Here is a 22,665-nt window from a genome sequence, read left to right as displayed (position 1 = left end):
ACTACTTGATGCAAATCAACCCCTCAGTCACCCGCAAAAAACTCAGCCCTTGTGGTTTTCAAGCCAGCGCAACATGCCCAAGCCCGCCGCCCGGCCGCTGGCCAGACAGGCGGTCAGCAAATACCCCCCGGTAGGCGCTTCCCAGTCCAGCATCTCTCCCGCGCAGAACACGCCAGGCAAGGCCCGCAGCATCAAATGCTCGTCCATGGCGTCGAAGGCTACCCCGCCCGCGGTACTGATGGCCTCGTCGATAGGGCGCGCGGCATACACCGTTACCGGCAAGCGCTTGATGGCGGCAGCCAGAGCCGGCATGTCGGCGAAAACCTCCTTCGGCAAACATTCACGCAGCAATCCCGCCTTCACGCCCTTGAGATTGAGCCGGCTTTGCAAGTGGCTGGAGAGCGAGCGCGAGCCGCGCGGGTGCGCCACTTCGGCCAGCACCTGCTCGGCGCTTTTCTGCGGCATCAAATCCAGATGAAAGGTAGCGGAGCCGCGCGCATCGATAACGTCGCGCAAGGCGGCGGAGAAGGCATAAACCAAATTGCCTTCCACGCCATACGCGGTAGCCACGCACTCGCCGGTGCGGCTGACGCGATTACCCTGCAAGTCGGTAAAATCCAGAGTGACCGACTTCAAAGGCTGGCCGGCAAACTTGTCGACAAAGTGCTGGCTCCAATTGGCCTCAAAACCGCAATTGGACGGCTTTAGCGGCGCAGTCCCCACGCCGCGCTGCGCCAACAAGGGCAGCCAAGCGCCGTCGGAACCCAGTTTTTTCCAACTGCCGCCGCCCAGCGCCAGCAGCACGGCGTCCGCCCGGCATACCATCTCGCCTTCGGGAGTAGCAAAACGCAAGCCGCCCTGCTCGTCCCAACCCAGCCAACGGTGGCGCACCATGAAGCACACCCCGGCCTCGCGCAGCCGTGACAGCCAGGCGCGCAGCAAGGGCGCAGCCTTCATCTCACGCGGGAAGACTTTGCCGGAACTGCCGACAAAGGTTTCCACCCCCAGTTCCAGCGCCCACTGCCGCAACTCGTCGGCGGCAAAATCCTTCAGCAAAGGCGCCAGCTGCGCCTCGCGCGCGCCGTAACGCGACAGGAACAGGCTTTTTTCTTCCGCATGGGTGATGTTCATCCCCCCCACGCCGGCCAGCAAGAACTTGCGCCCCACCGACGGCATGGCATCGAACACCGTTACCGCCACGCCCCGCCGCGACAGCTGCTCCGCCGCCATCAAGCCCGCCGGGCCGCCGCCGATGACAGCGACGCTACATTGTGAGATTCCGCTCATGCCTGCTTTCCTTTGTTTCAATACTGGCGCGCCGCTGGCGCGGCACGGGGGCGGATTGTTGCAGAAAACCCCGCGCAACCCAAGCGCCACGCGCCAGCTTCATGCAGAGCGACCGCCACGGCGAGGTTTTTGCACTCTGTTGGTTTTCAAACGGAATCCATGCACCACTGGCGTAATTTATTGCTTTTTTAAAGCAAAGCTTGCAAACAAAGTGGCCAAGACAGGTAAACTTTGACATAAGCCAAACAGCATCATCTTGGCGTGCGCTAGCCTGCTGCAGCAACGCCAGACCGCCTGCGGCAAGCATTATCAATGCACGCGGCATATAACTATAAGCAAACAACAAAACATCATGATCAGGAGGCGGGGAAGCCCGTAACAACATGCGCAAATTTTCCGAATGGCCGATCTGGCTGCGACTTACCAGCGCCATCTGGTGCTGTCTGGTAGTAGCCTGGAGCGCCATGATCGTCTGGGAAACCAACGTCAGCCGCGATATCGCCGTCTCCCAGGCGCAAGACCTGGCCCACAGCATGAATGAAATGACGCTGGCCGGCCTCACCGGCATGATGATCACCGGCACCGTGGGTCAGCGCGATGTGTTTCTTGACCAAATCCGCGAACTCTCTTCCGTGCGCGACCTGCGCGTGATTCGCGGCGACGCCGTCAGCAAGCAGTTCGGCCCCGGCAACGAAGGCGACAAGGCTCGCGCCGCCGACGACGCGGAAAAAAACGCGCTGGCCAGCGGCAAGCCCTATCTCGCCATTGAAAGCACGCCGGAGCTGGGCGAACACCTGCGCGTGATCTATCCCGCCCTCGCCTCTCCCAAATACCTTGGCAAAAACTGCATGAGCTGCCACATCGTCAGCCAGGGCACCCCGCTGGGCGCGGTCAGCATGCGCATCTCACTGGAAAAGCCCTACGCCTCCGTCGCCAGCTTCCGCAACCAGAGCATCCTGTTCGCCATCATCGCCTCGCTGCCGCTGATGGCCGTGGTGTACTTCTTCATCCGCCGCTTCGTCACCCGGCCGCTGGGCGGCATGTCGCACGGCCTGTCCGAGCTGGCCAAGGGGGAAGGCGACCTCACCCGCCGACTGGAAGTGCGCCATCAGGATGAAATCGGCCAGACAGCCAGCCTGTTCAACCAGATGCTGGGCTCCATAGCAGACCTGGTGCGACAAGTCAGCACCGCCGCCCGCTCCGTGGCATCCTCCTCAGCCAGCCTGGCCGGCGGAGCCGAAAAGTTGGCCGAAGGCTCTCGCCTGCAAACCCGGCAGTCGCAAACCGCCGCCGGCGCCGTGGAACAACTGGCCGAACACATCGCCGACATCGCCAGCCATACCGGCAAGGTGCTGAACCTATCCGACCAAAGCCTGCAACGCTCGCAGGAAGGCCAGCAAAGCCTGGCCCGTCTGCAGCAGCAGGTGAATCAGGTGCAAAGCGCTGTGGAAATGATGAGCGAAGCGGAAACCGAACTGGTGCAATCCACCACCGCCATCACTGGCATGACCCAGCAAGTGCGCGACATTGCCGAGCAAACCAATCTGCTGGCGCTCAATGCCGCCATCGAAGCCGCCCGGGCCGGCGAAATGGGCCGCGGCTTTGCCGTGGTGGCCGATGAGGTACGCAAACTGGCGGAAAAATCCGCCGCCTCCGCCCACCAGATCGACACCGTTACCGCCGCGCTCAACAACAAGACCGAAGCCGTGCGCAACGCCGTGGCCGCCGGCCTCAGCTCGCTGGAAGCCAGCCATCAGTCCGCCGCGCAAGTAGCCAACGTACTGGAAGCCGCCAGCGACAGCGCCGAAGCTGTGCGCGATGGACTGCAGCAAATCGTGCAAGTAACTGAACAGCAGCGCAGCACCAGCCTCACCGTCAGCGACAATATCGACAGCATCGCCACGCTGGCGCGCGACAACGACCAGGGCATCCAGCACACCGTGCAGGCGGCCGAAGAACTGGAACAACTGGCCCGCCAGCTCAACGATTCCGTGTCACGCTTCCGCGTGTGAGCCCACGCCATCAAACGGCGCGCTACAGCGCGCCGTTTTGTTTGCGGCTTCGGGTTGGGATTGGGGTGACGGCGATGAGGACTGAATGGGTGCCCAAGCAGCCTGAGCCTTCGGCAACCCTTGGTGCATGAGACCATCACCCGTAATGGCTTTACGAGATGGGATTCTGGGTTTAAAGAGAAAAAAGCCGTCTTCAGCGGCTTTCGATCCGCTGAAGACCGTTGGATTTTCGGGAAGCAGTCATTCCGAGTACGACGTGAAGCGTAGCTGGCCGACCCTGTGCGGTAGCGCGACTCTATCGCTCAGAAACTCTTCGCAGCCACGCCTGATACCCCGGGTTTACATCAGAAGGCTGACTCTTTATGTGGGATTGAAACTCCTCAGCCATACCGAAGACTTTCCACACCATAGGCGCTAGTCGCGCAGCGGGGCTGTTCGACTGCTCGGCCTCACGTAGCAACTGCAGGCTGCATTCCTTGTATTCCTGAAGAACATCGGAATTGTAATCATATGCTTTACCCAGCCCGGAAAAATACATCAACTTCGGTACTTCTACTGCGGGCCAATGAAGGGTCATATTGAGAGGCCAGTCAAGCATGGCTCGCTCTCCCCATAAACTAGACTTTGATATGTGCTCGTTAGCAAGCAACGTCAGCATGAAAGCTTGCCCGAGCTCGGTCAGATAAACCGACATAACCCCTGCGGTAGGATGCTGATAGAAGGAGTCCAATGGTTGCTCGCGCCTGAGGCCGATACGGGTCAATAGGCGCTTCTCCAGTGTGAGTACCATGGCTCCTAACTCTGCCTGAGTTGCGGTGCCACTTTCGCTGGCTTGTTTGGTGTGGGTACTGCAGTCCCAGAGGCTCAGGGAAATCTGCCACTGAATGGCATCGCCCTCACCGTAACTGCCAATTTCCCCGGTTACGAAATACTTCATCTCGTACGGCACTATATCGAAGAGTGCATTGCCATCGGTTTCACCTCCCGATACAACCGGGCCACCCCCTTCAACGATCATGATGTAGCAACTAGTCGCGTAGTCGCTCCAGTAATGCGCAGCCTCGGCCAGATAGAGCGGAATGGCCCGGGTGAGGCGGCCAAGATCGTCTTCGCGTTGAGATTCGACGCGCTCGTTGCCATCCATGATTTTTGAAAGTGCGAAGAAGCCCACTTTCGGCGCATTTTCAGGCTTCTGCGCGAAGAGCCAGTCCGCATTGCACAGACCGTAGTGCCATATCGGCTGACTCAGGGCAAGGGTGGTGACTTTCAGATTATTCGGATCGACTGGCACGCCTTGTGCAGCCTGCTTGCGCATTTCTTGAAAGGCTTGTGCGAATTGGTCGAGGTGCTGCTTGAAAGGCACCAAACCCAGCGCGTACATGCGATTTAGTAGCGCCTCTCCTTCATCCGCATTACCGAGCTCCTGACACGCTCTCAGCAGGTTGAGACCTGCCATCGGATCGTGCTTATGCTCATCGAAGATCGGGCCAATCAGCTCCAATATCAGCTGAACCTGGCCATTGTTACCCAAGTCGCCAGAGATCATCATCAGCGAATTGCCGTCGTATAAGCCACCTGCCAGCACCTCAACATACAGTGCACGGGCCGCTTCGACCTCTTTGTGTTCTATATGATGGCGTGCCAACCACAGCTTCGCGCGCCAACTGCCAGGCAGTGCTGCTGCAGTGTGCAGTGCTTGCAGATAACCGGCCTCACCGCCACGCTCTCGCTGAATAGCGACCCACCAGAGCAGACCATTGTCCATGTTCGGATCGGCTTGTATCGCTCTCCAGAGAGTTTCATCTGCAAGGGCTTGATTGCCACGTTCAGCAAATATTTTGGCCTGATTAGTCAGCAGAGTAGCTGTTTCTCCAGCCTTAACCATTCCTGCATGCAACACATCTTCTGCAGCGTCTAACAGACCGTTTTTCATTAATACGATGCTACGGATCGTGTGACTACGCTCGGGGATGTCGTCGATCTCCAGCAAACGTTCTGTCGCTGACAACAGGTCTGGTGCGAAACCATCGTTGAGGCCCGAGATGATGAGGTTATAGAGCTCGCCTGCTTCATTCCACTTCTGTTGCAAATTCGGCAGGAAAACTTTGTCGCGCCACTCGTTGCGCGTGATCTTGATCTCGCGACCGTAGGCGTCATAAACCGTAATGAGCCCCTCGTTAGTCTCAATAGTTGAGGCAATAGGCACTACCAGAGACGAGGATGTGGATGGTTTTTTTTTTGCCGCTCAGGGCGGAGAGGATGCGTTTGAGCATGTCCATCACTGCCCTGCCATTCTTTTCTTTATGGAAATAATAATAAATATTATAAAAAATAAATCAAAGTGCAGCATGGCTGCTTCAGCAAATGAGACCACGTATGCAACCACCCAGCCCGTCCTAGGATGCCCGCAAAAATATTTATAATGTACAACACCATCAAAAAGATAGACAAAGGCAACCAAAAAAACCAACAAACCAATAATTAATGAATCCGTCCCAGCCTTAAAGAAAACTGCTCTTCTGCTCATGTTTGACTTGTCTATAAAAAAACAAACACACATCACAACAGATAATGCAGTTAATGCATATCGAGAAATAACTTGCCAGAAAAACATTCCCCGACCCTGATTTGAGCAGGAAAGCAAGTTGCTTGGATCCACCCCAAAGCCAATAGCCACAATATATGCAAACGGAATTCCCAACAGCGCACTTCCGGCGCATATTTTAATAAACACCATTGAAAAATTTTTAATATTCATTATTAATGCATTTCATAATTTGTTTTCGAATTATTTCCATAACATTACTTAAATAGCACTTGCAAGCGCGTAATCGTAACAGTCAGCTCTTGGCTGACAAGCGCCCTCTCCGTTAAAAGCTGCATGACTACAGTCCAAACCGATTCACCACCATATCACACCCGCATCACACCAAGATTCATCCCCTGCAGCCAAGCTCCCCACACAATCCAGCCCCAAGCCGTCATGGCGTTTGGTCCTGCGCCGGGCTGCTGGTACACTTCGCAGCCTGATTCCTCCGCGTACGCCAAGTCATTGTGAAAAAAGCCGCTTTCTCTTCTTTGTCCCTGCCGGACGCCTTCATCGCCAACCTGGACAGCCTAGGTTACACCAGCATGACGCCAATCCAGGCGGCCAGCCTGCCCGTGATTCTGGAAGGCCGCGATCTGATCGCTCAGGCCAAGACCGGCAGCGGCAAGACCGCCGCCTTTGCGCTGGGCATGCTGGCCGCCGTGAATCCGCGCTGGTTCGGCGTGCAGGGGCTGGTGCTGTGCCCTACTCGCGAACTGGCTGAGCAGGTGGCGCAGGAGATTCGCCGGCTGGCGCGCTGTATCGACAACCTCAAGGTGGTGACGCTGACCGGAGGTTCGCCGATGGGACCGCAAATTGCCTCGCTGGAACATGGCGCGCATATCGTGGTGGGTACGCCGGGCCGGCTGCAGGACCATCTGTTCCGCGAAACGCTGAATCTGACCGGCGTGCAAACGCTGGTGCTGGACGAGGCGGACCGCATGATAGACATGGGCTTTATTGAAGAGATTGTCGGCATTGTGCGCGCCTGCCCCCGTTCAAGACAGACGCTGATGTTCTCCGCCACGTATCCCGACTCCATCCGTGAAGCCAGCGCGCGTTTTCTGCGCCAGCCGGTAGAGGTGAAGGTAGAGTCGCTGCACAGCGCGGACCACATCGAACAGTGGTGCTACAAAACCCGTCAGGATGACAAGGCTGACATGGTGACCCGCATCCTGCAGCACGTGCGACCGTCGTCCACGCTGGCCTTCTGCAACACCAAGGAAGCCTGCCGCAACCTGGCGCGCGACCTGCAAGACCGCGGATTCTCGGCGCTGGCGCTGTACGGCGATCTGGAACAGCGCGACCGCGACCAGATTCTGCTGCGCTTCGCCAACAAGAGCACCAGCGTGCTGGTGGCCACCGATGTGGCGGCGCGCGGGCTGGACATCAAGGATCTGGATCTGGTGATCAATGTGGATGTGACGCACGACCCGGAAGTGCACATTCACCGCATTGGTCGTACCGGCCGCAGCGGCGAGCGCGGTCTGGCGCTGACGCTGGCCACCGAGCGCGACGAAAAACGCTTGGGCATGATCGAGAAATACCAGCAGGCCGACATCATCTGGGCAGAGGCGGACAGCCTGACGCCGGCGCCGGGCGGCCCGCTGCTGCCGCCGATGGTGACGCTCGAGATTGCCGGCGGCAAGCGCGACAAGCTGCGCCCGGGCGACATCCTTGGCGCGCTTACCGGCGACGGCGGCCTGGCCGGCGCGCAAATCGGCAAAATCGCCATTCTGGAATTCGCCAGCTTTGTGGCGCTGGAGCGCGATATCGCCGAAGCGGCCCTGCCCAAACTGAGCCAATGCCGCATCAAGAACCGCCTGTTCAAAATGCGCCTAATCGCCTAGGCGCTGCGAAGAAAACATCGCGGGCCCTTGCGCCAAGGCGCTTCGACGCAGGCAGTACCCGTTGAACAACAGCGGAGCACCACCCCGGATCAGGGGTTTTGTGTGCGGGTCTTGCCGCTGCCGCCTGGCATCCAAGCCAAGCAAGCAACGCTGATATACCTTTTGCGAAATGCATGGATGGCCCGGCCCTGCCGGGCTTTTTTCATATCCATGCCCCACGCTGCAAAATGCGTGTTTCACATCAAATAGACCCCGGTTTTTGCTTGACTCACTTGAAAGACAGGCTTTAACGTTTCAGCATAATTACTTAAAAACACCACCAGTGCCAGAACAACCAGAATGGAGACGGATGCATGTTTGGAGCAAGCAAGACAAGGATTCGCGATCTGGAACAACAGGTTGCGGCGCTGGAGAGCCAACTCAAAGGCGCTCAGCAACAACTGGACACCGCCAACGCCCGCTGTAGTGAGCTGGAAAACCAACTGCGCGGCAAACAGGCGCAAGACCTGCTGAACGAGGCTTACACCGCCCCGTTTGGCGACTTCTGCAACAGCATGGGCGGTATTCGCGCTTCTTTCGCCGAACTAGCCACGCTGATGGAGCAGAATTTCGACTCCGCCGCCAATGCGGTCACCACCCTGCACGGCACGCGCGGCGCGGTAGACAAGCTGGCCAACAGTTTTGACGAGATCGCCGAAGCACAGGGCCGCACGGCGGAATCCATGGATTCGCTCAATAGCAAGACCGGCCAGATTCGCCAGTTTGTGCAGCTGATCAAGGACGTGGCCGACCAGACCAACCTGCTGGCCTTGAACGCCGCCATTGAAGCCGCGCGCGCCGGCGAGCAGGGCCGCGGCTTTGCCGTGGTGGCCGATGAAGTGCGCAAGCTGGCCGAACGCACGGCCAACGCCACCAGCGAAATCGCCACGCTGGTGGGCGAAGTGGAACACGCCTCGCAAAGCACCAAACAGCAGGTAACCGAGGCCGCCGAGCAAGTGGCGGGCTACCGCGAAACCGGCATGCAAACCGCCAACACCATCCGCGACATGGTGGACATCAGCCAGCAAATGGCCAATGTCATTGCCCAGGGCACCAACACCAGCTTCATGGAAGTGGTGAAGCTGGACCACATTGTGTTCAAGCTGGAGGTGTACAAGACCTTCATCGGCTACCACCAGCTGACCGCCGACAAACTGGCCGACCATCATCACTGCCGGCTGGGCAAGTGGTATTACGAGGGACGCGGCGCGCGCGAGTGCAAGGGCAACAGCCACTTTACCCTGCTGGAAGGGCCGCACGCCAATGTGCACGCCTTCGGCAAAGATGCGCTGGACGCCTTCCACGCCCGCGACTTCAAGCGGGCTCGGCAATCGCTGCAACGCATGGAAGAGGCTTCCGAGCAGGTGATGGACCTGCTTACCGGCCTGGAACAAGAGCCTTGCAACAAGGTGCGGGCCTGAACCACTGATCGGGCCGGCGGGCGCAACAGTCGCCGCCCGACCGCTCCTCCGCTCATCCGCCCGACGCAAACCCGCCTTGCGCCGCCGCTCTCAGAGCGCGCAAGGCGTTTATCTGTGCCGGCCCGGTGCGGCAGCAGCCGCCTATCAGCCTGGCGCCGCCCTCTCGCCAGCGTCCGGCGTCTTCGGCAAACCTCTCCGCATCCGCCTGTCCATGCCAGCATTTGCCGGCGGGGTCGTAGTGCTCGCCGGAATTGGGATACACCAGCAAGGGCTTACCGGTGGCGCCGCGCACGCTTGCCAGTAGCGCCGGCAACAGCGCAGGATCGGTACAGTTGATGCCGACCGCGACAATCTGCGGCGTGCCTTCCAGCAAGGCTAGACAGGCCGCCAGCCGCTCACCCTGCGACACATGCTCGCCATCCTTGCAAGAGAATGCCAGCCAGGCCGCCGTCTGCGGCAGCTCTTCGGCCAATAGTCGCGCCAGCGCCACCGCCTCCTCGGGGCACGGCAGGGTTTCGCAGGCCAACAGATCCGCGCCGGCCGCAGCCAGCACCGCCAGGCGGGGTCGGTGAAAGTCCATCAACTGCCCCACGCTCATACCATAGCCGCCGCGATATTCCGAGCCATCGGCCAGCATGGCGCCGTAAGGACCCACCGATGCCGCCACCAGCGGAGGCGCAGCTTGCGGTGCTTCGGCCAACCATTGCGCGCGCGCCTCCAGCGCCAGTTGCACGGACAAGCGCATCAACGCCGCGGCCTCGCTCCGCTCCAGGCCTCGACCAGCCAAGCCCTCAAAGGTGGCCTGATAGCTGGCGGTGGTGATGATGTCCGCGCCAGCGCGCAGGTAATCCAGATGCACGTCGCGGATCAGCTCCGGCGCTTCCAGCAGCACTTTGGCGGACCACAGCGGGTCGTTGAGATTGCAACCGCGCTTTTCCAGCTCGGTGGCCATGGCGCCGTCCAGCAATGCAAATGGCTGCCGCGCCAGCAATGCCTTCAGCGGGTCATGAAACGGCATGGTTTTTCTCCTGTTGGCCGGCTTTGGGCTGCATGCGCGGACGCATGTGCTGACGCAGGGCTTCGATGGCATAACGCACCTTGGCCGGCTGGGCGTCGCGCCTGGGGGTGACGGCGTGCACGGCGATGGCCGGCAAACGCCATTCAGGCAATACCTGCAACAAGCGGCCGCGATCCAGATCGTCCTGCACCTCCGGCAAGGGTTGCACCGAAAGGCCCATGCCGGCCAGCACAAACTGGCGCGCCGCCACGATATTATTGCTGACCACCCGCGCGCTGACTTCCGGCTGCACCACCTCGCCGGCGGGCCCGGTCAAAGTCAGCCAATTGAAGCCGCGCGAACCGCCCAGCAGCACCCACTGGTGCTCCAGCAGCTGCGAAGGGTGCTGAATGGCGGGATGGCGGGCAAGATAGGCCGGCGCGGCGCACAACACGCTGTCCCAATCCCCCAGATGCCGCGCCACCAGGCTGGAATCCTTCAACTCGCCGGCGCGCAGGGCGAGATCAATACGATGTTCCACCAGATCAATCAGCTCGTCCTGGAAAAACAGCTTGAGACTAAGCCTGGGGTGAGCGGCAAGCAAGGGAGCCAGCGCACGGGTAAGCATGGGGCCGGCAAAGCCGGTGGGCGCAGAGATGCGCAGCTCGCCCACCGGCGCGTCGCGCAGTTCGGCCAGCCGCTGTTCGGCCAACCTTGCCGCCGCCAGCATGTCGGCGCAGCCCTGATAGAACAGGCTGCCGGCTTCGGTCAGGGTGAGCTTGCGCGTGGTGCGGTGCAGCAGCGACACCTCATGCTCTTTCTCCAGCTTGCTGATGTGCTGGCTTACCGCCGAGGGCGTCATGCCCAACTCGCGCGCCGCGCCGTTCATCGAGCCCTTTTCCACCACCATGGCAAAGATGGCCATGCGTCTGAGCGCATCCATATAGTTAAGCTCCACTACATTATCAATGCCATTTTCCAGCGATTATCAGCTGATTGGCAAGCCAATATACTGCCAACATTGTTTAATTAACGCATTGCAAGGAGATCAGCATGAAAATCGCACTCATCGGCGCCAGCGGCTTTGTCGGTTCGGCAGTACTGGCAGAGCTGCTGTCGCGCGGCCATGACGTCAGCGCCCTCGTATCCCGTCCGGAGCGCATCGCGCCGGCCAGCGGCCTTACGGTGACCAAGGTGGATGCTTACGACGCCAACAGCGTGGCCACCGCCGTTGCCGGACACGATGTGGTGATCAGCGCATTCAACCCGGGCTGGGACAAGGCCGACATCCAGGCTTTGTTCCTGCGCGGTCATGAAGCCATCGTCGCGGGCATCAAACTGGCCGGCGTGGCGCGCTTTATCGAGGTGGGCGGCGCGGGCAGTCTGTTTGTCGCTCCCGGCATGCAACTGATCGACACGCCGCACTTTCCGGCCGAATGGAAAGAAGGCGCGCTGGGTGCGCGCGAGGCCCTGCGCCGCCTGCAAGGCGAAACCGCACTGGACTGGGCCTTTGTATCGCCGCCGGCCATGCTGGCCCCGGGCGAGCGCAGCGGGCGCTACCGCCTGGGCGCTGATGATCTGCTGATGGCGGGCGAACAACCGGCCGGCATCAGCGTGGCCGACCTGGCCGTGGCCATCGTTGACGAGGCGGAACAGGCTCGTCATCAGCGCCGCCGCTTCACGGTGGCCAGCGTGGACTGACGCCCCGCCAAACCCCTGCTTCACCAAGGGCCTTCGATGCTGCAAATGCACATCGAAGGCCCTTTGCGCATCGGCATTGACAGCCGCGCAAGGCTTATCTACATTGCCAGCCAGCCGCATGGGATCGCACCGGAGAGACTATCCTGAAGGATGGCGCCGAAGGGGTATCGCCCCAGAAACTCTCAGGCAAAAGGACGGTGCATCGACGGCTCTCTGGAGAGCAGGCCCGGGCAGGACGCAGCTTCACCGCTGCCGCCGCCCGCACGGCCTCGCCGAAGGAAACAAGGTGGCCCCGCCACCCCAATCTCTCAGGCAAACGGACAGAGGGGGCAAGCCGACGACGATCGGCGCCCGGACTGCCCGTTCAGCTCCGTCATCCATTCTTCGCACCGCGCCCAGGCAGCGCCTGCCGCCACGGCGCAAGCCTTGCGTGGGCCTTGGGATTGATGACGGATTGTGGCCGGTCATGGCCGCAACGGGAACAGCTGCCGCAGGCGCGCTATGGAATGCTCGCCTGCAACACGACACACACCACGAGACAACACCTTATGGCCATCAGCGTTTTCGATTTGTTCAAGATTGGCATTGGCCCTTCCAGCTCACACACCGTGGGCCCGATGCGCGCCGCGCGCCAGTTTGTCGCTCGCCTGGAAAAAGACGGCCTGCTGGACAGCACCCGCCGCGTCCGCTCCGAGATGTACGGTTCGCTGGGCGCTACCGGCAAGGGCCACGGTTCCGACGTGGCCGTGCTGCTGGGCCTGTCGGGCGAATTGCCCGACCAGGTGGACACCGACGCCGTGCCGGGCCTGCTGGACGCCATCCGCCAGCAACGCCGGCTCAAGCTGCTGGGCAGTCACGACATTGCCTTCAACGAGCCGGATGATCTGATCCTGCACAAGCGCAAGACCCTGCCCTACCACCCCAACGGCATGATCTTCGAGGCTTACGACGCCAATGGCGTCTGCCTGTCCAAGCGCGCCTACTACTCGGTGGGCGGTGGTTTTGTGGTGGACGAAGCCGCCATTGAAGCAGGTTTTGCGCCGCCAGGCGTCACCGAACTGCGCCACCCCTTCAACACCGCGGCCGAACTGCTGAACCTGTGCAAGGAACAAGGCAAGAGCATCAGCCAGATCATGCTGGAAAACGAACTGGCCTGGCGCAGCGAAGAAGAAGTGCGCCGTGAACTGCTCAATATCTGGAACGTGATGCAAGGCTGCGTGAAACGCGGCTGCGAACGCGACGGTATCCTGCCCGGCGGCATGAAGGTAAAACGCCGCGCGCCGGACATGCACAAGAAACTGCTGGCCACGCCGGAAGCCTCGCTGCGCGACCCCCTCACCGTCATGGACTGGGTCAACCTGTACGCACTGGCGGTCAACGAAGAAAACGCCGCCGGCGGCCGCGTGGTGACTGCGCCTACCAACGGCGCGGCAGGCATCATTCCCGCCGTGATGCACTACTACAGCCGTTTTGTGCCGGGCGCAAACGAAGACGGCATCGTGCGCTATCTGCTGACTGCCGGCGCCATCGGCATCCTGTTCAAGCTCAATGCCTCAATCTCGGGCGCTGAAGTGGGTTGTCAGGGCGAGGTGGGCTCGGCCTGCTCCATGGCGGCCGGCGCGCTGGCCGAGGTAATGGGCGGCACGCCGGAACAAGTGGAAAACGCGGCGGAAATCGGCATGGAGCACAACCTGGGCCTGACCTGCGACCCGGTGGGCGGCCTGGTGCAAGTGCCCTGCATCGAACGCAACGCCATGGCCTCCATCAAGGCCATCAACGCCGCCCGCATGGCGCTGCGCGGCGACGGCCAGCATTGCGTGTCGCTGGACCGCGTGATCAAGACCATGCGCGACACCGGCCGCGACATGAGCACCAAGTACAAGGAAACCGCGCGCGGCGGCTTGGCCATCAATGTGATTGAAGTGCCGGTCAACATTGTCGAGTGCTGAGTCGCCATCGCGACCACCCAGCCAGCCTTGCGCCGCGCCGGCGACGCAAGATGGCAGGATCAGCCCCAAACAACAAGGCCGCGGCATACGCCGCGGCCTTGTTGTTGCCGACAAAATCATCGGCCAGGACAGAACAGGCCCCTGATTTCACCTATCGCTGCAGCAGCCATTCCGCGCGCTCCCCGACCTGCGCCCTTGCTCTGCAAGATCGCCGCGTTTTCCGACAAGAAAGCGAAAAGGCGGCATGCCAATTGCCAGGCGGCCGCGCTACACCGCCAGCGGTTCCAGCTTGCGCAACTTCAACGCAATGGCCATCAGCAGCGCCAGCCCAAGGCCGATCATGGCCGCCACGCCGTTCCACTGCCCGTGATCCCATAACAAGCCGGAGAAAGAACCCACCGCGCTGGAGCCCAGATAATAGGCCGCCAGATAAAAAGCCGACGCCAATGCCTTGCCGCGCTGGGCTCTTCGGCCAACCCAACTGCTGGCAACAGAGTGACCGCCGAAAAAACCGAAAGTGAACAGCGCGATGCCGGGCACCATCAGCCACAGTGAATCGGACAGGGTGCATGCCAGCCCCAGCCCCATCAGCAGCACCATCAACCACAGCATGTTGCGGCGACCAAACCGGTCGGCCATGCCGCCCACCCAGGCCGACGACCAGATGCCCACCATGTAAAGCGAGAACACAAAACCCAGCACGCTGTGACTCAGATGGAAAGGCGCGCCCAGCAGGCGAAAGCCCAGATAGTTGTACAAGCTGACGAAACAACCCATGAACAGGAAGGCGCAGACATAAAGCCACGGCAGGCCGCCATCGGCGAAATGGCCACCGATATCGCGTTTCAACTCAGCGCCGTTGAACGGCACTGGCCGGAAATGCCGCGAAGCCGGCAGGCTGCGCCAGAATTCCCAAGCGCCAAGCACGCCGATGACCCCCAGCGTCAGCACAGCTGCCCGCCAACCGAAGTGATCCGCCACCACGGCGGCGATGAAGCGCCCGCTCATCCCGCCCAACGCGTTGCCGGCAATGTAGAGGCCAATCGAGTGCCCCAGCGACAAGGGCGCCACCTCTTCGCTCAGGTAGGCCATGGCCACGGCCGGCAAGCCGGCCAGCACGATGCCGAACACCGCCCGCAACCAGAGAAACTGCTCAAAGCTGGAGACAAACGCACCCAGCAGCATCAACAGCGCCGCCAGCGACAAGGCGGCGTTCATCACCGGCTTTCGGCCAACTTTGTCGGCAAGAAAACTGGCCGGAATCAAAGCCAGCGCCAACCCGGTTGTAGGAATGGACAGCACGCTACTGGCCGCCGCCGGCGAGAGATGAAAATCCTGCGCAAACATCGGCATCAACGGCTGCATGCTGTACAGCATGGCAAATGTGGAGAAGCCCCCCACAAACATGGCGCGCGCGGTAGCGCGGAATGCCGGCGTGCCGCTTTCCAGACGGGCAGCAGTGGAAGCGATGTCGGCAGGCCTGTTCAGGGCGGCGACTGAGGCGGAGTCGGAGGGCATGGCATGGTCCATCAATCATTCAGGACTCGAGAATAGAACTTGACTAAACAGCAGTCCAATATATATTTCTGCAAGAATTAATATCAAAAACATATCAAATGGAACTGCGTCATCTGCGTTATTTCGTTGCAGTCGCCGAAGAACTGCACTTCACCCGCGCGGCGGAGCGGCTGCACATCGCCCAGCCGCCGCTGTCGCAACAGATACAGGCGCTGGAGGCGGAGCTGGGTGTCCGCCTGTTCGAGCGCCATCGCCGCAAGGTTTTGCTGACCGAAGCGGGCAAGCAGTTTCTGATTCGCGCGCGCCGCATTCTCGCCGATACCGAAGAGGCCGCGGAGCAGGCCCGCCGCGCCGCTCGCGGCGAAGTGGGCGAGCTGCGCATCGGTTTCACCTCCTCCCTGCCGCTTACCCCGGTATTGCCCGGTACCCTGCACCGCTATCGCCAGCACTATCCGGCAGTGCGGCTGATACTGCGCGAGATGTTCACCACCGATCAGTTTCTTGCCCTGCAACAAGAAGAAATCGACGTTGGTTTTGTGCGCTTCAACGGCCTGTCGCCCGCCGCGCACATCCTGGTGCGCGAATTGCGCCGCGATCCGTTGCAAGTGGTGATCAACCAGCGCCATCCGCTCGCCGGCGAGCGCAGCTTGTCGCTGGGGCAGCTCAAGAACGAAGGTCTGGTGTGCTATCCGCGCAGCGCCGGCACCGGGCTGCACAGCGTGATCCGTCAGCTGTGCGCCGACAACGGCTTTGAGCCGAAGATCAATCAGGAAGCGGGAGAGGCCATTACCCAGATTGGACTGGTGGCGGCCGGACTGGGCATCGCCATCCTGCCGTCTCCGCTGGAGTGCGTGAAAATCGAGGGGGTGAAATATATTCCCCTGATGGACGAGGGGGCCTACTTGGCGATGGGCATCGCCACGCGAGAAGGCGAGATATCGCCCTTGGTGGCGGGTTTCCTCAGCCATTTGAATGAGGAATGCGTACAGACTGACTAGAGCCGCTTGCCAAACCTCCTGGTGAGCCTGAAACGCAAGCAGCGCACGGAGTACGACAAGGTGTTGCAACGCAGGATCAGGGGGTTGGTAGCAAGTCTTTGCGCAGCAATCAGGCAAGGCCGGACGGCCCCGCCTGATATCACACGCTTACTTCTGCTCGGTAGTCGGCGCGCTGGCTTCCTGAGCCTGAGCAGCCTGACCTACCTGCGGCGCGCTGGCTTCCTCAGCCTGAGCGGCCTGACCTACCTGCGGCGCGCTGGCCTCTTCAGTCTGTGCGGCCTGGCCCATTTGCGGGGCACTGCTTTCAACCTGCGGCGCGCTGGCCGGAGCGGGTTCAGCGGCAACAGCGGCAAAAGCAGTGATGGAGGCAAAAGCAGCAGCGATCAGCATCGTGTTATGGGTCATTGTTGAGTCATCCTTATAGCTTGGTTGAACAAGTAGCGCTGACTGTATTGCAATCACCGTGCCAGCCTTTTAAGCAACTGAAAAATAAAGACTTTTCAATATCGCCTTAGTCAAAACACGCCAAAACCGTCGCCCAAGGGCGACAACCATTCGCATAAGACCGTCAACCCGCTGATATATCAGCCTTTTTTTCGTCACCCCTCAACGACACTCGCCGGCATGGCAAAGCTGACTCGCTCTGTCGATACCATTTGCCGCAACTCGCTGAAGGACACTGCGCGCGAAAACAGCCATCCCTGACCGCAGTCCACGCCCATATCCAGCAACTGGCGCGCCATTTCCGGCGTTTCCACCCCTTCGGCCACCACGCTGGCACCGCACTCATGCGCCGCCTTCACCGCCATTTCCACAATGGCCGCCGAGCGATTGCTGCTGATTTCCTTTACCAGCGACATATCTATCTTCACTTCGAAAAAGTCGTAGCGAGACAATAAAGACAGGGAGGAGTAACCCGCGCCCAGATCATCCAGCGACATCCGCACACCATGCTCTATCAGCAACCGGATATTGCCGCTGGCCGTGGGTTCAAGTATCCGGTCCGACCACTCCAGCACCTCCACCTTCAAGGCCTGCGGGCTGATCCGCTCGCTTTGCATCAGCGTCAGTAAACGTTGGCCGAAACCCGGTTCGCACAGGGAGTCACCGGACAGGTTCACCGCCACGGCAAAGCGCTCGGGGCGATCCGGCCAGGACTGGATCCACCGGATCACATGCTCGATCGTGCGCCACTCCAGCTCCGGCAGCCAACCAGTACGCCGCGCATGATTCACCACTTCCAGCGGCGAAAGCGGCAGCCCGCCGCCATCGCTAGGCCGCAGCAAAGCTTCGGCGCCGATGATTTTGCCTGTGCGCAGGTGGATTTTGGGCTGGAAAGCCATTTTCACCGCCTCGCCACTCTTCCAGCGCTCAATCTGCTGATGGATATTCCGGTGCAAGCCGCCCGCTTCGAAGAAGTCCATGCCGAGGTGCACCACCCCGCCGCGAATCGAATTGAGCGCCAGCGCAATCTCGCGGTAGGGCAACTGCCCGGTGGAAAAGCGCTCGATCACCGCCGGCTGGAACACCACGGCCTTGCCCACCACGTACAAACCGGCAAACACCTCATCGGCGCAACGCGTGAGCCAGCCAGCCAGCTCCTCCTCGCGCTTGTTGCCCGCATCGCCGGAAGCCCACAGCGCAATACTGAAATCGCCAAACAGGAAAACCTTGGCAATATCGACGCCCCACTCCCGTTTGGCGCGCCGGGCCATCAGCCGCACGGCCCGCTTCCAGGACACACTCAGCTCCTCCACGCCCATGCACTCCAACAGGTAAGCGGTATTGGCTACTTCCCACACCAGCAACTTGCCGTCGCGGCTGCTTTGTTTTTTTTGCAGATACAGACTGAGCGCGCGCCGATTGGGGATGCCGGTATCCAGATCCGTCATCAGTTCGCCGTTGCGCAGCCGCACCCGATCGTATACCCGGGCATCCAGCCGCAGCATCACCAGGATGACGGCGATGAGAAACAGCGAGAAAGGAAACACATAGGCTCTGGCTACCGCCACATGGCTGAAGGGAATGGCCGCATCCGGCAGCAGAAGCATTGCCAGCAGGATGCCCAGCAGCGATGCCAGCATGCGCACAGTCCACACGGCAAGCACCTGCAAGGACAACACTTCGTGCAGGCGTTGGCCGTAGCGCCGCAGCAGCAAACCCGCAGCACACTGCACCAGCAGATCCGCCGTGGAAGCCCAGAAATTTTCCGTACTGACCCAGTCATAACGGACAGGCAGCACCGCCAGCAAAAACAAGGCGCTGCCGCGCCAACCACCCAGATAGGCCGCCAGCACCATGAAATCGGTTACCAAGCTCACGCGCAAAGCAGCCTGCGCCAACTGCCGGTCCAGCCCGCCCCCGCCAGCCTGGGCCGTTTCGTTATAACGATGCAGACCCTCCAGCAGGGAAACCAGTAACTGGAAGTTGATAAAGTAGACCACGGCGAAAGCCAGCGGAATCAACACGCCATTCCAGCGCGCGTGCATGCCAAGGTACTGCTTGACGATCAGCACCATGCCGACGCCGCCCAGCGCGGCACCCATCTGCATCAGAAACAGAGGAATGAACACATGCAGTTCATTGAATCCGAATTGGGTAATCAATTCTTTCACGCTCACTCCCTCCGCCGTTTGGCACATATCCGACTTGATCAGGATGATCTGAGCCAGAGATCGGAAAATAAAGGCAGTTTCCTAGTACCGGCAACGAAGAATCTGGCATAGATGGCAGAAGGGACAGGTTCATCGCCGCATTGCCCAGAACGAGCGCTACTCAGGCTTTCAGGCATGAAAAAACCCGCCTGGCGGGCGGGTTTTGACTGAAGCCATGCGCATTCAGCCGTGGCGACCGTTGAGTTTCAGTTTGCCAGCCAGCCAGGTGTGGTCGTAGCTGACAATCTCGAAAGGATTGCCGAAGGGGTCGACAAAGCTGATGGAGAAGAAAAACTGATGATCGCGGGCGGAGTCGCGCGCCACGCTCTGGCCATCGCGGGTAATCACCCGCTCGCCAGCCAGCTGATCGATCCACTCGAGAAAATCCTGCCCGCTGACGCCAAACGCCACCGAGCCCGGCTCGCACACAAGCTTGCTTTCCTGTGAAATGGCCAGCCGCACACTGCCGCTGCTATTGGCCAGCATCACCACGCCGTGGTCGCCGCTTTGCAAATGCTTGTAGCGCGCATCAGGCGCCAGATTGAGCACCCGTTGGTACCAGGCTTGCGCCTGCAGCAGGTCGGTGACGCGGATATGAATGTGGTCGATCTTGCCAAGCGTTAGCATCGCTTCCTCGTGTGTTGGTTCGACAGGTTGGCCGAAGGAGGCTCATTCTACTGGTATTGCCGCCAGCGACCAAACCGCACCGGGCGCCGGCTTGTCCGCAGCTTAGTCCGCAGTGCGTTCCAGCAAAGGACGCAGATAACGGCCGGTATGACTGACAGGATTGGCCGCCACCTGTTCCGGCGTGCCGCTGGCGATGATCTGTCCGCCGCCCGCCCCGCCTTCCGGCCCCAGATCGATCAACCAGTCGGCGGTTTTGATCACGTCCAGATTGTGCTCGATCACCACCACGGTATTGCCGTTCTCACGCAACTTGTGCAGCACCTGCAGCAAGAGGTCGATATCGTGAAAATGCAGGCCGGTGGTGGGTTCGTCCAGAATGTAAAGCGTGCGGCCGGTATCGCGCTTGGACAGCTCCAGCGCCAGTTTGACCCGCTGCGCCTCGCCGCCAGACAGCGTGGTGGCGCTTTGCCCCAGCCGGATGTAGCCCAGCCCCACGTCCATCAGCGTCTTCAGCTTGCGCGCCACCGACGGCACCACGCTGAAGAACTCCAGCGCTTGCTCCACGGTCATGTCCAGCACTTCATAGACATTGCGGCCCTTGTATTGCACTTCCAGCGTTTCGCGGTTGTAGCGCTTGCCGTGGCAAACGTCGCAGGGCACGTAGATGTCCGGCAGAAAATGCATCTCCACCTTGATGACGCCGTCGCCCTGGCAAGCCTCGCAGCGGCCGCCCTTGACGTTGAAACTGAAACGGCCCGGCCCGTAACCGCGCTCTCGCGACAGCGGCACGCCGGCAAACAGTTCGCGGATGGGCGTAAACAGCCCGGTATAGGTGGCGGGGTTGGAACGCGGCGTGCGGCCAATGGGGCTCTGATCCACATTGATGACCTTGTCCAGCTGGTCCAGCCCGGTGATCTGGCGATACGGCGACGGCTCTTCGCTGGCGCCGTTCAGATCGCGCGCGGCAATCTTGTACAGGGTGTCGTTGATCAGCGTGGACTTGCCTGAACCGGATACGCCGGTAATGCACACCATCATGCCCAGCGGCAATTCCAGCGTCACGTCCTTGAGGTTGTTACCGGTAGCGCCTTCCAGCTTGAGCAGGCGCTCCGCGTTGACCTCGCGCCGCGCGCTGGGCCAGGTGATGCGGCGGCGGCCGGACAGGAAAGCGCCGGTGACGGAGGCATCGCACGCCGCCACTTCTTCCGGGGTGCCGGCCACCAGCACTTCGCCGCCGTGCTCGCCCGCGCCCGGCCCCATGTCCACCAGATAATCGGCGGCGCGGATGGCGTCTTCATCGTGCTCCACCACGATGACGCTGTTGCCCAGATCGCGCAGTCGCATCAGAGTGGACAGCAAGCGGTCATTGTCGCGCTGATGCAGGCCGATGGACGGCTCGTCCAGCACATACATCACGCCGGTCAGGCCAGAGCCTATCTGGCTGGCAAGACGGATGCGCTGCGCCTCGCCGCCTGACAGGGTGTCGGCGGAGCGGGACAGATTGAGGTAGTCCAGACCTACATTATTGAGGAAGGACACCCGCTCGCTGATTTCCTTGACGATTTTCTCCGCCACCTGCTGTTTGTGACCGTCAAAGGTCAGCTGGCCGAAGAAGCCCGCGGTCTCTTTCAGCGGCATCTGGTTGATTTGATGCAGGGTATGGCCGCCGATGAATACGTGACGGGCCTCCTGTCGCAGCCGCGAACCGGCGCAATGCGGGCATGGCTGATTATTCTGGTACTTGGCCAACTCTTCGCGTACCGCCATGGAGTCCGTTTCGCGGTAGCGGCGCTCCAGATTGGGAATGATGCCCTCGAAGGGGTGAGCACGCGTGAAGCGGGTGCCCTTTTCCGACAGATAAGAGAATTCGATCTGGTCGCGGCCAGATCCGTACAGCACCACATGGCGCACTTTTTCCGGCAGGTCCTCAAAGGCCAGGTCCTCGGCGGAGAAAGCATAGTGCTCGCCCAGCGCCTGCAGCATCTGGAAGTAAAACTGGTTACGCTTGTCCCAGCCCTTGATGGCGCCCGCGGCAAGGGTCAGCTCCGGATGCGCCACAACCCGGCGCGGATCGAAGAAGGTGATTTCGCCCAGCCCGTCGCACTTGGGGCAAGCCCCCATCGGGTTGTTGAACGAGAACAGGCGCGGCTCCAGCTCCGGCAAGCTGTAGCTGCACACCGGGCAGGCAAACTTGGCGGAAAACCAGTGCTCTTGGCCGTTATCCATTTCCACCGCGATGGCGCGGCCATCGGCGTGGCGCAAAGCGGTTTCGAAGCTTTCGGCCAACCTTTGCTGCATGTCGGCGCGCACCTTGAGGCGGTCTATCACCACTTCGATGGTGTGCTTCTTGTTCTTGTCGAGCTTGGGCAGGCTGTCGATTTCGCATACCTCGCCATCCACCCGCACCCGTACAAAGCCCTGCGCGCGCAGATCATCGAACAAGTCCAGATTCTCGCCCTTGCGCCCCATGATTACCGGGGCCAGGATCATCACCCGGCTCTCTTCCGGCAGCGCCAGCACGCGATCCACCATCTGGCTAACCGTTTGCGAGGCCAGCGGCACGTGATGGTCCGGGCAATGCGGCTCGCCCACGCGGGCAAACAGCAAGCGCAGGTAGTCGTGAATTTCCGTCACGGTGCCCACCGTGGAGCGCGGGTTATGGCTGGTGGCCTTCTGCTCGATGGAAATGGCCGGCGACAGGCCTTCAATCAGATCCACATCCGGCTTTTCCATCAGCTGCAAAAACTGGCGGGCGTAGGCGGACAGACTCTCCACATAGCGGCGCTGGCCTTCGGCATACAGGGTGTCGAACGCCAGCGAAGACTTGCCGGAGCCGGACAAGCCGGTGATGACGATCAGCTGATGGCGCGGAAGGTCCAGATTGACGTTTTTCAGGTTGTGCGTCCGTGCGCCGCGAATGCGTATGGTGTCCATGTCCAGAGCCAAGTTACTCAGTCAGTCGGGGAACCTGATAATATACCCGACTTGATGAGGCAGGCTCCACCAGCGCGTGCGAAAGTTCGCT

Annotated in this window: 17 protein-coding genes and 1 riboswitch; of the genes, 6 read left to right on the top strand and 11 right to left on the bottom strand. The window is 60.7% G+C overall.

Translation table 11 applies throughout. The annotated features are described in order from the left end of the window. Window positions 1-42: 42 nt before the first annotated feature. Both Q0P52_RS15345 and Q0P52_RS15340 read right to left on the bottom strand, forming a co-directional pair. Window positions 43-1,287: a TIGR03862 family flavoprotein gene (locus Q0P52_RS15345; protein ID WP_293764828.1), complete on the bottom strand. Its 1,245-nt coding sequence runs from the start codon at window positions 1,285-1,287 to the stop codon at window positions 43-45. Beyond that, window positions 1,265-1,672, bottom strand: coding sequence for a hypothetical protein (locus Q0P52_RS15340; RefSeq protein ID WP_293764829.1), 408 nt, complete (start codon window positions 1,670-1,672; stop codon window positions 1,265-1,267). Before Q0P52_RS15340 ends, Q0P52_RS15345 begins: the two co-directional genes overlap by 23 nt. Here Q0P52_RS15340 and Q0P52_RS15335 point away from each other — a divergent pair. After that, window positions 1,671-3,299 carry a methyl-accepting chemotaxis protein gene (locus tag Q0P52_RS15335; RefSeq protein WP_293764830.1) on the top strand — a complete coding sequence of 543 codons (1,629 nt, stop codon included), beginning with the start codon at window positions 1,671-1,673 and terminating at the stop codon, window positions 3,297-3,299. The two genes, Q0P52_RS15340 and Q0P52_RS15335, sit on opposite strands and share 2 nt — an antisense overlap. A 295-nt stretch (window positions 3,300-3,594) precedes the next feature. Here the strand turns inward: Q0P52_RS15335 and Q0P52_RS15330 are convergent, their stop codons facing one another. Both Q0P52_RS15330 and Q0P52_RS15325 read right to left on the bottom strand, forming a co-directional pair. Continuing rightward, the gene (locus tag Q0P52_RS15330) at window positions 3,595-5,505 is read right to left on the bottom strand and encodes a hypothetical protein (protein ID WP_293764831.1); all 1,911 of its coding nucleotides are present in this window, start codon (window positions 5,503-5,505) and stop codon (window positions 3,595-3,597) included. Between the two features lie 72 nt (window positions 5,506-5,577). Then, entirely contained in the window at window positions 5,578-6,057 is a 480-nt protein-coding gene (locus tag Q0P52_RS15325; protein ID WP_293764832.1) for a hypothetical protein, read from the bottom strand. 296 nt (window positions 6,058-6,353) lie between these two features. On the opposite strand from Q0P52_RS15325, the gene dbpA reads away from it, so the two are divergent. Both dbpA and Q0P52_RS15315 read left to right on the top strand, forming a co-directional pair. Continuing rightward, window positions 6,354-7,736 carry an ATP-dependent RNA helicase DbpA gene (gene dbpA, locus Q0P52_RS15320; RefSeq protein WP_293764833.1) on the top strand — a complete coding sequence of 461 codons (1,383 nt, stop codon included), beginning with the start codon at window positions 6,354-6,356 and terminating at the stop codon, window positions 7,734-7,736. A 353-nt stretch (window positions 7,737-8,089) separates the two neighbouring features. Continuing rightward, complete coding sequence (locus Q0P52_RS15315) at window positions 8,090-9,196, top strand: methyl-accepting chemotaxis protein (protein WP_293764834.1); 1,107 nt, start codon at window positions 8,090-8,092, stop codon at window positions 9,194-9,196. A 52-nt stretch (window positions 9,197-9,248) separates the two neighbouring features. Here the strand turns inward: Q0P52_RS15315 and mmuM are convergent, their stop codons facing one another. Beyond that, window positions 9,249-10,214, bottom strand: coding sequence for a homocysteine S-methyltransferase (mmuM, locus tag Q0P52_RS15310; protein ID WP_293764835.1), 966 nt, complete (start codon window positions 10,212-10,214; stop codon window positions 9,249-9,251). Then, window positions 10,201-11,136, bottom strand: coding sequence for a LysR family transcriptional regulator (locus Q0P52_RS15305; protein ID WP_293764836.1), 936 nt, complete (start codon window positions 11,134-11,136; stop codon window positions 10,201-10,203). Before Q0P52_RS15305 ends, mmuM begins: the two co-directional genes overlap by 14 nt. Window positions 11,137-11,246: 110 nt before the next feature. Here Q0P52_RS15305 and Q0P52_RS15300 point away from each other — a divergent pair, with 110 nt between their 5' ends. Beyond that, window positions 11,247-11,894, top strand: coding sequence for an NAD(P)-dependent oxidoreductase (locus tag Q0P52_RS15300; protein ID WP_293764837.1), 648 nt, complete (start codon window positions 11,247-11,249; stop codon window positions 11,892-11,894). 119 nt (window positions 11,895-12,013) lie between these two features. Continuing rightward, window positions 12,014-12,102, top strand: a riboswitch (glycine riboswitch). Between the two features lie 340 nt (window positions 12,103-12,442). Further along, a complete protein-coding gene (locus tag Q0P52_RS15295) occupies window positions 12,443-13,843 on the top strand; it encodes an L-serine ammonia-lyase (RefSeq protein ID WP_293764838.1) in 1,401 nt (466 codons plus the stop codon). A gap of 267 nt (window positions 13,844-14,110) precedes the next feature. Here the strand turns inward: Q0P52_RS15295 and Q0P52_RS15290 are convergent, their stop codons facing one another. After that, the gene (locus Q0P52_RS15290) at window positions 14,111-15,361 is read right to left on the bottom strand and encodes an MFS transporter (protein WP_293764839.1); all 1,251 of its coding nucleotides are present in this window, start codon (window positions 15,359-15,361) and stop codon (window positions 14,111-14,113) included. A 98-nt stretch (window positions 15,362-15,459) separates the two neighbouring features. Between Q0P52_RS15290 and Q0P52_RS15285 the strand changes: the two genes are divergently transcribed. After that, window positions 15,460-16,359: a LysR family transcriptional regulator gene (locus tag Q0P52_RS15285; protein WP_293764840.1), complete on the top strand. Its 900-nt coding sequence runs from the start codon at window positions 15,460-15,462 to the stop codon at window positions 16,357-16,359. A 147-nt stretch (window positions 16,360-16,506) separates the two neighbouring features. On the opposite strand, the gene Q0P52_RS15280 is transcribed toward Q0P52_RS15285, so the two are convergent. The 4 genes from Q0P52_RS15280 to uvrA all read right to left on the bottom strand — a co-directional run bounded on the left by Q0P52_RS15280 (window position 16,507) and on the right by uvrA (window position 22,574). Continuing rightward, window positions 16,507-16,764 (bottom strand): hypothetical protein, encoded by a 258-nt coding sequence (locus Q0P52_RS15280; protein WP_293764841.1) that lies wholly within the window; start codon window positions 16,762-16,764, stop codon window positions 16,507-16,509. Between the two features lie 194 nt (window positions 16,765-16,958). Continuing rightward, window positions 16,959-18,974 (bottom strand): EAL domain-containing protein, encoded by a 2,016-nt coding sequence (locus tag Q0P52_RS15275; RefSeq protein ID WP_293764842.1) that lies wholly within the window; start codon window positions 18,972-18,974, stop codon window positions 16,959-16,961. 222 nt (window positions 18,975-19,196) lie between these two features. After that, window positions 19,197-19,640 (bottom strand): VOC family protein, encoded by a 444-nt coding sequence (locus tag Q0P52_RS15270; RefSeq protein ID WP_293764843.1) that lies wholly within the window; start codon window positions 19,638-19,640, stop codon window positions 19,197-19,199. Window positions 19,641-19,742: 102 nt separating this feature from the next. Continuing rightward, the gene (gene uvrA, locus Q0P52_RS15265) at window positions 19,743-22,574 is read right to left on the bottom strand and encodes an excinuclease ABC subunit UvrA (protein ID WP_293764844.1); all 2,832 of its coding nucleotides are present in this window, start codon (window positions 22,572-22,574) and stop codon (window positions 19,743-19,745) included. Window positions 22,575-22,665 lie beyond the last annotated feature (91 nt).

Source organism: uncultured Aquitalea sp., assembly GCF_945957525.1.
In the GTDB taxonomy this organism is placed as follows: domain Bacteria; phylum Pseudomonadota; class Gammaproteobacteria; order Burkholderiales; family Chromobacteriaceae; genus Aquitalea.
Note: the sequence above shows the minus strand (reverse complement) of the source record. Positions and strands in the feature narration are given on the sequence as shown.